A 13,183-nucleotide genomic window follows, 5' to 3' on the forward strand; every position below is an offset into this window, starting at 1 on the left:
CGCATCGCGGCTAAATGGAAAGGTCTGGTCCTGCCGGAGCAATCCGGATGCTAAGAGGGAATTTGGTGCGACCGCCCCGGTGGTCAAGTCCGAAGCCGCCCCCGCGACTGTAAGCGGCGAGCCTTTGTTCAAACGGCCACTCCCGGGCACGATCCGGGGGGAAGGCGAACAGGGGCAACGACCCGCAAGCCAGGAGACCTGCCAGGCGAGAAACGAAACACCGGCCGTCGGGTGCGGCGGCAAGGAGGACAAGAAATGACGACAAAAATTCTCAAGGCAACCGCAACCGGTTCGGCCATCCTGCCCGCGCTGTTTGCCGTGATCCTGGGCCTGGGCATCGTGACCCTGGCAGGCCATGTGCAAGCATCCGCGCTGCATGATGCGGCACATGACGTGCGCCACGCCACCGGCTTCCCCTGCCACTGAGACCATGTTCAGTCGCATTCTGACCAGCGCGTTGTTCGCTGGTGCTGCAGCGGGGCTGATCGCGGCCCTGCTGCAGTTCGCATTCGTGCAGCCCGTTCTGCTGCACGCTGAACTCTATGAAACCGGAGAGCTGGTGCATTTCGGAGCTGAGGCTGTCAGTGCCCATCCAGATCTGCCCGGTATCTTTGCCGATCCGATGCGCGACGGGCTGACCCTGGTCTTTGCCATGCTGACCTACACCGGCTACGCGCTGGTCATGGTGGCTCTGATGTCGATGGCTGAACGTATGGGCCACGAGGTCAATGCCCGTTCCGGCCTGCTCTGGGGCATGGCGGGCTTCATTGCCTTTCACTTCGCCCCGGGGCTGAGCCTCGCGCCCGAAGTGCCGGGCGTGGCCTATTCGGACATCACCGGGCGCCAGATCTGGTGGACCGCAACCGTGGCGGCAACCGGTGTCGCGATGTGGCTCATCGCCTTCGGCGGCAACCTGCTGGCCTATGGCGCGGCGGTGGTGCTGCTGCTGGCCCCGCACCTGGTCGGTGCACCGGAGCCCGACAGCTTCACCGGACCGGTCCCCACCGAACTGGGAGCGCTGTTCGCAGCCCGCGCCTTTGGCGTCGGCATGGCGGCCTGGGTCTTGCTGGGATGCTTCGCCGGGTACTTCTGGCAGACCGAGGGCAAGCGCGCAGACGCGCACGCCTGAGCCGTTCATCGGCGCTTTGCCCCGCTGGCACCGCCGGCGGGGTTTTTCCATTCTTCACGAGGAGACAGCGATGTCCCGTTCTCTCGCGTTGTTCGCCATTGGCCTGGTGTTCGGCGCCGGCGCCGGTTTCGTCACGGCGGGCGCCTATGGTATCAGCTTCGACGGACACGACCACGGCGACCCGGCCCATCATGGTGGCGATCATTACGAGGTTGCCGCCCATCAGCACGGCACAGCCGTGAACCTGCCCGCCGGGCCCGATGCGCCCGGGCTTGAGGTTCAACTGTTCAAGGATCCAATGGCCGGATGGAACCTGCATGTAGAGCCGTCGAATTTCCGCTTTGCGCCGGCAAATGCCTCGGCCACGGATTACCCCGGCGAGGGTCACGCCCATGTCTACGTGAACGGCGTGAAACTTGCTCGGCTTTATGGCGAGTGGATGCATATCGCCGAATTGCCCAAGGGCCAGGTCGAGGTCAAAGTCTCGCTCACCACAAACAGCCACGGCGCCCTGACCGTCGAAGGCAGACCCGTCGAGGCGGAAGTGAGCGTCGAGATCGAATAATCCGGCAGGTCTTGACCCATTGACCGGCAAGGTCCGGCGGCTGCGCCCAACGGCAACATCATGGCGGCCCTGAACAATACACCCGTGACAGAGGGGGCCGTCGTCGCGATTCGCTTTCAGAAAGTGCCTGGGTTCAATCGGTTCAACTCGGTCGTGGATCCTGCTCCGGTGGCCGCTGTTCTCGAGACGGAGAATGTCCCGTTACCTGAGTTCAACCCGTCACGGCCGGCAGGCGTGCCCTGAGGCACAGACGGAGACGGCCGCAAACGCGGGCGTCTTCGATCCAGCCCAAGGGGCTGTCCAGATAGGCGCGGCAGGTCGCCGCGATATCTGTCGCATCGGTCACCGGGTCCAGACCCGAGAACACGTAGCTCGCCCGCCCCGCGCCCTGAAGGGCCATCGCGACAGGCGCCTCGCAGGCGCCGAAACAGGCGTGTTCGGACAGGTCCACCAAATGGGTCAGTCCGACCCGGCAAAGCGCGTCCGACACTGCCCGCAGCTCCTCTCCCTGATCGCGCTCGCCCAAGCAGCTGGAACACAGGGAAAGCCGGATCTCTGTCATGACACTCTCTTTTTCATCATCGCAGGTGTGCTGGATGCGGCCTGCGCTGACAAGCCCCCATACCGCAATCCAGCGCTCTTCCTTCTGAAATCCCAATCGGGAACCGGCACCGCTACAGAACGACCTCGATGAGGTTTGGCCCGTCCTCCGCGAATCCTCGGCCCAGCGCCAGTGCAAAGTCTTCCGCCCGGTCCACGCGGCAGGCTGGCACCCCAAGGCTGCCCGCCTGCGCGACCCAGTCGATGACGGGGCGTTCCAGGCTCAGCATGTCCAGCGCCCGCGGGCCGGGGTTCATCACTCCGACGCCCGACAACTCGCCCAGCAGGATGCGGTAGCTACGGTTGGCCCAGATCACCACGGTGATGTCGAGCGCCTCGCGCGCCATGGTCCACAGCGCCTGCGGCATGTACAGGGCCGAGCCGTCGCCGGTCAGTGTCAACACCTTGCGGTCCGGGCAGGCAATGGCGGCGCCGATGGCGGCGGCCAGGCTGTATCCGATCGAACCGCCGCAGTTGTTGATCCAGGTGTGCGGCGCGGCTCCCAGGGTCGCGCCATGAAAGGCGCGGCCCGTCGTCACTGATTCGTCGAGCACGATGGCCCCCTCGGGAATGCACTGGCCCAGTGCGGCGGCGACCGTTTCGGGGGTACAGGGGCCAGTGACGCGCGCAGGCGGCCCTGCCTGTGCTCGCACCGGCACGGCGTCCGCACCGCCCACCGCCTGTTCAAGCGCCGCCAGCGCGCCGTCGAGATCGGCGGCCCAGTCAGCCAGCGCGATGATCTCGGCCTCGGGGTGCGTCAGGACCGCGGGCTTGCCCGGATAGGCGAAGAACCCGATCGGCGGCCGCGCGCCCACCAACACGACGCGGCGGAACCGCGCCAGCGTCTCCAGCGCGGCGTCGATCGGATAGGGGACGCGCGCCACCGGCACCCGGCCCGCGCCACGCTCCATCCGGGCATTGGCCCATTCCGACAAAAGCGCACAGCCCGTGGCGGCGGCAATCCTGCCGGCGCGATCCAGGTTTTCCACGGTCAGCGCCTCGCCGCCCAGCAGCAACAGGCTGTCCGGCCCCGACAGCGCCGCCGCGGCCCGGTCCAGCATGTCAGAGGCCACCGGAGCCCGCGCCGGTACCGGCAAGGCAGACGCCACTTGCCCACCCGGCGTCCAGGCGGTGTCCGACGGCAGGACCAGCGTAGCCACCTGACCCGGCGCACAGCGCGCGGCCTGCACCGCGCGGGCGGCATCCCGCCCGACATCCGCGGCCGAGAGCGAGGTTTCGACCCAGTGCGACACCGGCCGCGCTAGCCCTTCGATATCCGCGGTCAACGGCGCATCGATCGCCAGATGGCTTGCCGCGTGCTGGCCCACGATGTTGACGATGCCAGACCCGGCCTTCTTGGCGTTGTGCAGGTTCGATATGCCGTTGGCGAGGCCCGGCCCCAGGTGCAGCAGCGTCGTCGCCGGTTTGCGGGCCATCCGGTAGTAGCCATCCGCCGCCCCGGTCGCGACCCCTTCGAACAGCGCCAGCACCGAGCGCATACCCGGCACCTGATCGAGCGCCGCCACGAAATGCATCTCGGATGTTCCGGGATTGGTGAAACAGGTATCGACGCCGCTTGCCAGCAGGGTTCGCACAAGGCTTTCGGCTCCGTTCATCTCTGTCACCTCGTTCTTTGGTGCTTTGCGGCGAGCCTAGGCGCACGGGGGCGCGCCGTAAACGGGGAAGGCGAACCTGACCGGCCCCTGAGCGCACCTTCTGGCATCAAGGGCCGGGCAAGGGATAGAAACCGCCATGGGCCTGACCATCGCTGTCCTGCCCGTCTCCGCCGCCGGACTCGATGCGCTTTTTACCTCGGTCACGGCAGCGGAAATTGCCTCACAGTGACGTGATACCCCTTGCGTCCGGGCGCGCGCTCCGCAATCTCGGCCACAAGCGACGCTGACCCGCACCGGAGTTCCTGACATGGCCGACCCCCTTCCCCGCGCTGCCGACTTGGTGGCCCGGCGACTTCATGAGGCGGGGTGCCGCCATGCCTTCGGCATGCCGGGCGGCGAGGTTCTGACCCTGGTCGACGCGCTGGAGAAGGCGGGCATCGCCTTTCACCTGGCCAAGCACGAAAACGCGGCGGGGTTCATGGCCGAGGGCGTGCACCATCGCGACGGGGCGCCCGCAGTCCTGGTGGCGACGCTGGGCCCCGGCGCGATGAACGGCGTCAACGTGGTGGCCAACGCGCTTCAGGACCGGGTGCCGATGATCGTGCTCACCGGCTGCGTGGACGAGGACGAGGCGCTGACCTACACCCATCAGGTGCTGGACCATGCGCAGGTGTTCCGCCCGATCACCAAGGGGAGCTTCCGGCTGACCGCCGACGGGGCCGACATCGTGGCGGACAAGGCAGTGTCGCTGGCCACCCAGCCCCGCCCCGGGCCGGTTCATATCGACGTACCGATCAGCGTGGCCGATGCGCCCGTGCACGAGGTCCGTCGCAGGCGGCTGTCTCCGGCAGCCCCGGTGGCGCCCGTGGGCACCAGCCTGGAGCGCGCCCGCCGCTGGGTGTCCGAGGCACAGCGCCCGCTGGCGGTGATCGGGCTGGACGTGCTGACGGACAACAGCAAATCCGTGCTGCAAGCCTTTGTCGAACATTTCAACATTCCCTTTGTCACCACCTACAAGGCCAAGGGGGTTCTGTCCGAGGATCACCCTCTGTGCCTGGGCGGCGCCGGCCTGTCGCCGCTGGCCGACCGCCACCTGCTGCCGCTGGTCGAGGCCGCCGACCTGATCCTGTGCCTGGGCTATGACCCGATCGAGATGCGCCCCGGATGGCGCGAGGCCTGGGATCCGCAGGCCAAGCGGGTGATCGACATCGCGGCTGTGGCGAACGACCACTACATGCATCAGGCCGGGCTGAACATCGTGGCCGATACCGGAGCGACGCTGGAGGCGATCGCGCGCGGCAACCCGGCCCGCATGACCTGGCCCGGAGGCGAGCCCGGGCGGGTACGCGCGGCACTGGCGCGGGCCTTTCCCATGGATGACGACTGGGGTCCGGCGGGCGTGATCGCCGAGGCGCGCGCGGTGCTGCCCCCCGCGACCCTGGCCACCGCCGACAGCGGCGCCCACCGCATCCTGCTGAGTCAGATGTGGACCTGCACCGAGCCGCGCGGACTGATCCAGTCCTCGGGCCTGTGTACCATGGGATGCGCGGTGCCGGTGGCCGTGGGTCTGAAGATCGCCGCGCCTGACCGCCCCGTGATCAGCTTCTCGGGCGATGCGGGCTTCCTGATGGTGGCGGGCGAACTGGCGACCGTGGCCGAATTGGGCGGCAACCCCATCTTCCTCGTCTTTGTCGATGCCAGCCTTGCCCTGATCGAGCTGAAACAGCGCGGGCGGCAGATGGCGAACCGCGGTGTGGATTTTGGGCATCACGACTTTGCCGCCATCGGACGCGCCTTTGGCGGCCATGGCCACACCGTGCGCAACCGGGCAGAATTGCGCGCGGCGCTGGAACAGGCGCTGACGGCGGACCGGTTCACCGTGATCGCCGCCGAGATCGAACGTGGAGGCTATGATGGCCGTATCTGAGACCCCGCAAGGTCCGTTGAGCGGCGTCCGCGTCCTGGACCTGAGCCGCATCCTGGCCGGACCCACCTGCACCCAGTTGCTGGGCGACCTGGGCGCAAACGTGATCAAGATCGAGAACCCGGCCTCGGGTGGCGACGACACCCGGCAATGGGGACCGCCCTACGTGATGGATGCCGAAGGCAACCAGACCGACCTGAGCGCCTATTTCATGGCCGCAAACCGCAACAAGCTTTCCGTCGCGCTGGACATCGCCACGCCCGAGGGGCAGGCCGAGATCCGGCGGCTGGCGGGTCATGCGGATATCCTGATCGAGAATTTCAAGCCCGGCGGGCTGGCCAGGTACGGGCTGGACTATGCCAGCCTTTCGAAGACGTTTCCGGGTCTGGTATATTGTTCGATCTCGGGGTTCGGGCAGACCGGGCCAAACGCTTCGAAACCGGGGTATGACCTGCTGGCGCAGGGGTTTGGTGGCATCATGTCGCTGACCGGCGAGCCCGAGGGCGCACCGATGAAGGTCGGTGTGGGCATCGCCGATGTTATGTGCGGCATGTACGCCACCGTCGGCATTCTGGCGGCGCTGCGCCACAAGGACCGCACGGGCGAGGGCCAGCATGTCGAACTCGCGCTGGTCGATGCGCAGATCGCCTGGATGATCAACGAGGGCGTAAACTACCTCAACAGCGGCAAGGTCCCTGAACGGCGCGGCAACGCGCATCCGAACATCATGCCCTACGATGTCTACCAGACCTCGGACGGGCATTTGGTGCTGGCGGTGGGCAACGACAGCCAGTTCCGGCGCTACTGCGGATTTCTGGACCTCGCGCATCTTGCCGAGGACCCACACTTTGCCACCAATCAGGCCCGATTGCAGAATCGAGCGGCGCTGGACGCCGTCCTGCGTCCCGCGATGGCGGCGCGCAGCACCGCCGAGGTGATTGCAGGGCTTGAGGCGCAGAAGGTGACGGTTGGCCCGGTTCAGACGCTGGACCAGGTGTTCGCCAGCGAGCAGGTGGCGGCACGTCAGATGCAGATTGATATGCAATCGGAAGCGGGCCCGGTGCATCTGATCGGCAATCCCCTCAAACTGTCGCGGACACCCGCAACCTATCGGAAAGCACCTCCGCGCTTCGGCGCGGACACACAAAGGGTGCTATCTGCGGAAGATCCGTTCACGGACTGAAACATCACTGTGCCGTGGGCGGTAAATTGCTGAAACATAGGGCAGTTTCGGCAGCTTTTCCCTCATTTCCCACACACTTTGCATCACCAATTCGCGAGCGGCGTCGATCCTGATACCGGGCTCAAATAGAGTTTGCACAAGCGCGTTGCGCCATCCCTAGCAAACGAATGGACCCGGTATGAAAGAAGATGTTTTCGGCCAGATGAACAGCCTGCACCGCGCGGAGAGCGCCGCGGCTTGGAATGGCGTGCTTCTGGGGTTCATGGCCCATGCGGCCAGCACCCCGCAGCATCTGGCCCGCGTCTTGGAACTGGAGCCTGATTTTGCACTGGGACATGCTCTCAAGGGGCTGTTCATGCTGCTTCTGGGCCGGAACGAGATGGTCCCGGTGGCCGCTGACGCGCTGATCGCTGCCGACAAGGCGACCCCGGCCACCAGGCGCGAGCGCCACTTCATCGAGGCACTGCGCCACTGGCTGGGCGGCAGCCCGAGCCTGGCGGTACAGGAGTTCGAAGCGGTGCTGCGCGACCATCCGGAGGATTCGCTGGCGATGAAACTCAGCCACGCGACGCGGTTCATGCTGGGTGACGCGGCCGGCATGCGCCGCTCGATCGAACGGGTGATGCCCGCTTATGCCCCCGATCACCCCGGTCGCGGTTACCTTTTGGGCTGCCATTCCTTCGCGCTGGAGGAAACCGGCGCCTACGAAAAGGCCGAGATCGCCGGCCGGCAGGCGCTGTGGATGGTGTCCGACGATGCCTGGGGCCTGCATGCCATCGCCCATGTCCATGAAATGAAAGGACAATCCGCACAGGGCCTGGAATGGCTTGCAGGGCGCGAGGCGGCCTGGGCACATTGTAACAACTTTCGCTATCACGTGTGGTGGCACAAGGCGCTTATGCATCTGGACCAAGGCCAGACTGATCAAGTAATTGATCTCTACGATTCAGCGATTCGCAAGGAAAAGACAGACGACTATCGTGATATCTCGAACGCCACCTCGCTGCTGTCGCGGCTCGAGCTTGAAGGCGTAAATGTCGGAAGCCGCTGGGAAGAACTGGCCGACCTGAGTGCCGCGCGCACCGAAGACGGAAGCCTGATCTTCGCAGACCTGCATTACCTGCTGGCCCTGACCGGGGACGCCCGGAAAGACGCCACCTCGCGAATGCTGCAGCGGATCAAACGCGATGCAGACATGGCCGGATGCGACATCACCCGTCGCATGGCCAATCCCGGACTGGACGCCGCGCTGGGGCTCGAAGCCTTTGGCGAAGGGGACCATGGACGTGCCTTCGACCACTTGCTCGCCGCACGCGGCAGCATGCAACTGGCCGGCGGCAGCCATGCCCAGCGCGACGTGTTCGAACGGATCACCATAGATGCCGGGCTGCGCGCCGGCCGCCTGGACGCGGTGGAACGCGTGCTGGACGACCGCCGTGCAAAACGGGGTGGACACGAAGACAATTTTGCCCTTGCCCGCCGGGCCTTGATCGAGGCGGGACGTGGAGAACGCGACATTCGCAGCGTTCCAGCCGAATGACGTGACTGAGAAGGACCAAAGACGCATGGCGACCACTTCGCCCGCATCGGATTTTGCACCGGCCACGGCACGCGCCGCGGCCCCCGCTACCACGCGCGACCTGCGGCTCGATTTCTACCGCGGGCTCGCGATGTTCATCATCCTGATTGCGCATATCAGCGACAACCCCTGGGCCAACTGGATTCCCGCGCGGTTCGGGTTCTCGGACGCAACCGAGATCTTCGTGTTCTGTTCCGGCATGGCCTCGGCCATCGCCTTTGGAGGCGCCTTCCTGAAAAAGGGCTGGCCGATGGGCAGCGCGCGCGTCGTCTTTCGCATCTGGCAGGTTTACTGGGCGCATATCGGCCTGTTCTTCTTTACCGCGATGTGCATGGCGGCGCTGGACCTGTCGGCGCTGTTCGAACAGAGCTATGTCGACGCGCTGAACCTCCAGCATTTCTTCGACGATCCAATTCCGCAGATCGTGGGCTTGTTTACGCTCACCTACGTTCCCAACTACTTCGACATCCTGCCGATGTATCTGGTGGTTCTGGCGATGATGCCGCTCATGATGGGGCTCAGACAGCTCGGGTTCTGGGCAATGGCGCTGGCCTCGGTCCTGATCTGGGCCGTGGCGCAGACAGGCGCACTCGCCCTGCCCGCCGAGCCCTGGTCGGATCGGCAGTGGTTCTTCAACCCGTTCGGCTGGCAGTTGCTGTTCTTTACCGGCTTTGCCTTCATGCGCGGCTGGATCCCCGCCCCGCCGGTGAACAGGACGCTGGTCTGGGCGGCGGTTCTGTTCGTGGTGCTGTCCGCGCCCTTCGGGGCCTGGAAAGTATTCCTCTGGGTCGAGGCCTGGAACCCCTTCGTGGCCGAGCAGATCCGCGCAACCTATCCGCTTACCGCAGAAATCCGCGACAAGACCGATTTCGGCCTGTTGCGTTATGTGCATTTCCTGTCGCTGGCCTATCTCGGCTGGGTGCTGGCCGGTGACAAGGGTGTTAACCTGCTGCCTTCGGGTGACGGCGGATTTGCACAGCTTTGGCAACAACTCCTGAACGTGATCGTCAAGGTCGGCCAGCAATCCTTGGCGGTCTTTGTCTTCTCGATGGCCGTGGCGCGTCTTCTGGGCGTGCTTCTCGACATCTGGGGCCGCGACCCGCTTCCCGTTCTGATCGTGAATATCTTTGGCTTCATCCTGATTTCCGGCGTCGCCTACACCGCCGCCTGGTTCAAATCTCATCCCTGGAAAACTCGGAAATGACCCTTTCGCGCCGTTCCTTCCTGGCTTCGGTCTCCCTTCTCGCCCTTGCACCCGGCGCATTTGCCGCCACTCCTGCCGAACCGTTCGACCGCGAGATGGTCAAGGCGATGGCCCGTGACCTGGCCAGCCGCGACTACCAGATGCGGGCGGATGTGCCCGACGCCTGGAAGGCGCTGACCTACGAGCAATACCGCTCGATCCGCTTCCGGATCGACCATGGACTCTGGGCCGGCACCGAGACGCCGTTCAGCGTGGATTTCTTCGCGCCCGGTCTCTATTTCCCGCGCGCGGTGCAGATCCATTCGGTCGAGAACGGCATGTCCCGGCTGGTCGGTTTCGATCTCTCGATGTTCGACAAGGGTCCCGAGGTCCCGACCCTGCCCGCCGACGAGAACCTCGGCTTTTCCGGGCTGCGGCTGCGCACTGAAATGCACCGCCCCGGCGAAACCGACGAGTTCTGCGTCTTCCAGGGCGCGAGTTACTTCCGCGCCATCGGCCTGTACGAGAATTACGGCCTGTCGGCGCGGGGACTGGCGCTCAAGACCGGCGACCCCGATGGCGAGGAATTCCCCGAATTCATCCGCTTCTGGCTGGAACGCCCGGCGCCAGGGCAACGCAACATGATCGTGCATGCGCTGATGGACAGCCCTTCGGTCACCGGTGCCTACCGGTTCGACATCACCGCAGGTGAGGATTGCGTGATGGAGGTGGAGGCGACGCTATTCCCGCGCGAGGAGCTGACCCATGCAGGGCTGGGCGCGCTGACCTCGATGTTCCTGTTCGACGCGTCGAACCACATGCGCTTCGACGATTTCCGCCCCGCCGTGCACGACAGCAACGGTCTGTTGATCCGCAATGGCGCGGGCGAGGTGATCTGGCGGCCGCTGGCCAATCCGCGCGCGCTTCAGGTGTCGTCCTTCGTCGACCAGACCCCGCGCGGCTTCGGGCTGATGCAGCGGGCGCGGGCGTTTTCCGATTTCGCCGATCTCGAAGCCAACTATCACCGCCGGCCGGGCCTGTGGGTCAAGCCGATGGGGGACTGGGGCAAGGGGGCCGTGACACTGGTCGAGATCCCCGCCGACCAGGAAATCTATGACAATATCGTCGCTTACTGGCGTCCGGCGCAGCCCTATGCGGCGGGCAGCGAGGTTTCGCTCGCCTATCGGCTGACCTGGGGCGAGGAACCCTATCGCACGCCGCTGCCCCGGGTGATCCGGACCGCAATGGGGGAAAACACCTTTGGCGAGGGCCGGCTGGTGGTCATCGACTTCGAGGCCAGCCCGCTGTTCGACGATCTGGAAACGCTCGAGGCGGTGGTTCAGTCGCCCCATGCCGGGACTGCGCCGCCGATCCTGCAACGCAACCCGGATACCGGCGGCGCCCGGCTGGCGTTTTCCTTTGTCCCGGAGGGAGAAGGGCCGGTTGAGTTGCGTGCGGAGTTGCGCCGCGACAACGAACCTGCCTCCGAAGTCTGGCTTTACAGGTGGACCGCGTGATGAGACCCGAGTTGCGGATCATGCCGGAGCCTGCGCCCCTGCCGATGGTGGCACAGGATTTCAATGCCCGGTTTCACGATGTGCAGGCTCCGCAGGAGCGGGAAATACAGGGGGTCGCCCTGTGGAGGGTACTGGCGTTTTCGCCTGCGATGGCGGCAACGCTGGGCCTGGTCTGGCTCATGGGAGACTGGTTCTCGGACAGCGGGATATCCGTGATCGAAGGCATCCTGCTGGCGCTGATCGCTTTCAACTTCTTCTGGATCGCCTTTGCGGTCAGCACCGTGGTGCTGGGCATGCTGTCTCTGTCCCGGCAGGCGCCGCGCGTCCGCGAACACAAGGCACAGCGCCTGCGGGTCGCCTTGTTGATGCCCGTCTACAACGAGGTCCCCTGGTACGTGCTGGGCAACGCCCGCACGATGCTCGAGGAACTCAAGGCGCGCGGTGGGCAGCATGAATACGCCATGTTCATCCTGTCCGACACCCGCGACGACGATATCGCGGCACAGGAACAGGCCAGCGTCGAGGCGCTGCGCACCACGCTTGCGCCCGACCTGGCGCTCTATTACCGCCGCCGGGAACAGAACACCGACCGCAAGGTCGGCAACATCGCCGACTGGGTCAGCACTTGGGGTGGGGCCTGGGACGCGATGCTGGTGCTCGATGCCGACAGCCTGATGACCGGCCGCGCCATTGCCCGGCTCACGGACGCGCTGGCCCGCGACCCGGCCGCCGGGCTGATCCAGAGCTTTCCGCAACTCATCGGCGCGCAATCGGTCTTTGCCCGGATGCAGCAATTCGCCAATGGCGTCTATGGCGCCGCCTTTGCCGAGGGCATGGCCCGCTGGTGCGGGCAGGAGGGCAACTATTGGGGCCATAACGCGATCATCCGCACGGCGGCCTTCGCCAATTGCGCGGGCCTGCCGAAACTGCGGTCGATCACGGGCCGCGAAAAGCTGATCATGAGCCACGATTTCGTCGAGGCGGGCCTCTTGCGCCGGGCCGGCTGGTCGGTGCGTTTCCTGCCGCGTATCCGGGGCTCTTATGAAGAGACTCCGCCCACCCTGATCGACCATGTGCTGCGCGACCGCCGCTGGTGCCAGGGCAACCTGCAACACCTGAACCTGCTCACGGCGCGCGGCTTCCGCTCGATCTCGCGGTTTCACATGTTCCACGGCGCGATCGGGTACCTGATGTCGCCGATCTGGTTCGCGCTTCTGGTGATGTGGGCGCTGATCGGCCATGGCGAAGGCGGCTCGGTCCTGCACTATTTCAGCCCCGAGAACCCGCTGTTCCCGCAATGGCCGGAAATGACCGAAGGCCGCCATGTCGTGATCATCGTCGTCATGTACGCCATGCTGCTTCTGCCCAAACTGCTGGGGATCGTGGCCCTGCCGCTGAGCGGTGCGCGCTATTCCGATTTCGGCGGCGCGGGGCGTTTCCTGCTGTCCTTCCTGTCCGAGGTGATCCTGTCGATCCTCTATGCCCCAATCCTGATGGTTCAGCAGATGGTTGCGGTATTCCGCACGGTGCTGGGCATCCAGAAGGGCTGGTCGCCACAGGCCCGCGACGGCGGCTCCTATGGTCTGGCGACGCTGGTCACCTGCCATGCGCTGGAAACCGTGAGCGGGCTGGCGCTGAGCGCCGGGATCGCGCTGGGGCTGGTGTCGGTCTGGCTGGCGCCCATCGCGCTCAGCCTGGCGCTGGCGGTACCGCTGTCGGCCTTGTCGGGGGTTTCCGCGGGGGCAGCCCGGCGGCTGATCGGGATGCGCGAGGAATACCGCGAACCGGCGATCACCCGCGCCGCGCGATCTTACCGGACCGAGCTGAAATCCCTGCTGGAACGCGGCACCACCGCACATCCGGCCGAATGATGCCGGCGCCGGGCGA

At 65.7% G+C, this 13,183-nt stretch carries 11 protein-coding genes and 1 riboswitch; of the genes, 9 read left to right on the top strand and 2 right to left on the bottom strand.

Annotated elements, in window-relative coordinates; all coding sequences use genetic code 11:
- Nucleotides 1-8: 8 nt before the first annotated feature.
- A riboswitch (cobalamin riboswitch) is annotated at nt 9-220 on the top strand.
- 35 nt (nt 221-255) lie between these two features.
- The 3 genes from BLT75_RS02980 (at nt 256) to BLT75_RS02990 (ending at nt 1,694) form a co-directional block, all read left to right on the top strand.
- Nucleotides 256-426 carry a CbtB domain-containing protein gene (locus tag BLT75_RS02980; protein ID WP_093027595.1) on the top strand — a complete coding sequence of 57 codons (171 nt, stop codon included), beginning with the start codon at nt 256-258 and terminating at the stop codon, nt 424-426.
- A gap of 4 nt (nt 427-430) precedes the next feature.
- Nucleotides 431-1,129 carry a CbtA family protein gene (locus tag BLT75_RS02985; RefSeq protein ID WP_093027597.1) on the top strand — a complete coding sequence of 233 codons (699 nt, stop codon included), beginning with the start codon at nt 431-433 and terminating at the stop codon, nt 1,127-1,129.
- A gap of 70 nt (nt 1,130-1,199) precedes the next feature.
- On the top strand, nt 1,200-1,694 hold the full coding sequence (locus tag BLT75_RS02990) for a hypothetical protein (protein ID WP_093027599.1): 495 nt from the start codon (nt 1,200-1,202) through the stop codon (nt 1,692-1,694).
- Nucleotides 1,695-1,905: 211 nt separating this feature from the next.
- On the opposite strand, the gene BLT75_RS02995 is transcribed toward BLT75_RS02990, so the two are convergent.
- Nucleotides 1,906-2,256: a DUF1636 family protein gene (locus BLT75_RS02995; RefSeq protein ID WP_093028153.1), complete on the bottom strand. Its 351-nt coding sequence runs from the start codon at nt 2,254-2,256 to the stop codon at nt 1,906-1,908.
- 112 nt (nt 2,257-2,368) lie between these two features.
- Complete coding sequence (locus BLT75_RS03000) at nt 2,369-3,910, bottom strand: acetolactate synthase large subunit (protein WP_093027601.1); 1,542 nt, start codon at nt 3,908-3,910, stop codon at nt 2,369-2,371.
- Between the two features lie 307 nt (nt 3,911-4,217).
- On the opposite strand from BLT75_RS03000, the gene BLT75_RS03005 reads away from it, so the two are divergent.
- The 6 genes from BLT75_RS03005 (at nt 4,218) to mdoH (ending at nt 13,167) form a co-directional block, all read left to right on the top strand.
- Nucleotides 4,218-5,837: a thiamine pyrophosphate-binding protein gene (locus tag BLT75_RS03005; protein WP_093027603.1), complete on the top strand. Its 1,620-nt coding sequence runs from the start codon at nt 4,218-4,220 to the stop codon at nt 5,835-5,837.
- Nucleotides 5,824-7,017 carry a CaiB/BaiF CoA transferase family protein gene (locus BLT75_RS03010; RefSeq protein ID WP_093028155.1) on the top strand — a complete coding sequence of 398 codons (1,194 nt, stop codon included), beginning with the start codon at nt 5,824-5,826 and terminating at the stop codon, nt 7,015-7,017. Before BLT75_RS03005 ends, BLT75_RS03010 begins: the two co-directional genes overlap by 14 nt.
- Before the next feature lie 178 nt (nt 7,018-7,195).
- Complete coding sequence (locus BLT75_RS03015; RefSeq protein ID WP_093027605.1) at nt 7,196-8,557, top strand: tetratricopeptide repeat protein; 1,362 nt, start codon at nt 7,196-7,198, stop codon at nt 8,555-8,557.
- A gap of 25 nt (nt 8,558-8,582) precedes the next feature.
- Entirely contained in the window at nt 8,583-9,800 is a 1,218-nt protein-coding gene (locus BLT75_RS03020) for an OpgC family protein (RefSeq protein ID WP_093028157.1), read from the top strand.
- On the top strand, nt 9,797-11,296 hold the full coding sequence (locus tag BLT75_RS03025; RefSeq protein WP_093027607.1) for an OpgD/OpgG family glucan biosynthesis protein: 1,500 nt from the start codon (nt 9,797-9,799) through the stop codon (nt 11,294-11,296). The genes BLT75_RS03020 and BLT75_RS03025 overlap by 4 nt, the downstream gene beginning before the upstream one ends.
- Nucleotides 11,296-13,167 (top strand): glucans biosynthesis glucosyltransferase MdoH, encoded by a 1,872-nt coding sequence (gene mdoH, locus BLT75_RS03030; RefSeq protein ID WP_093027609.1) that lies wholly within the window; start codon nt 11,296-11,298, stop codon nt 13,165-13,167. The genes BLT75_RS03025 and mdoH overlap by 1 nt, the downstream gene beginning before the upstream one ends.
- Nucleotides 13,168-13,183: the final 16 nt, after the last annotated feature.

It is taken from the genome of Ruegeria marina, from assembly GCF_900101475.1.
GTDB lineage: Bacteria > Pseudomonadota > Alphaproteobacteria > Rhodobacterales > Rhodobacteraceae > Ruegeria_B > Ruegeria_B marina.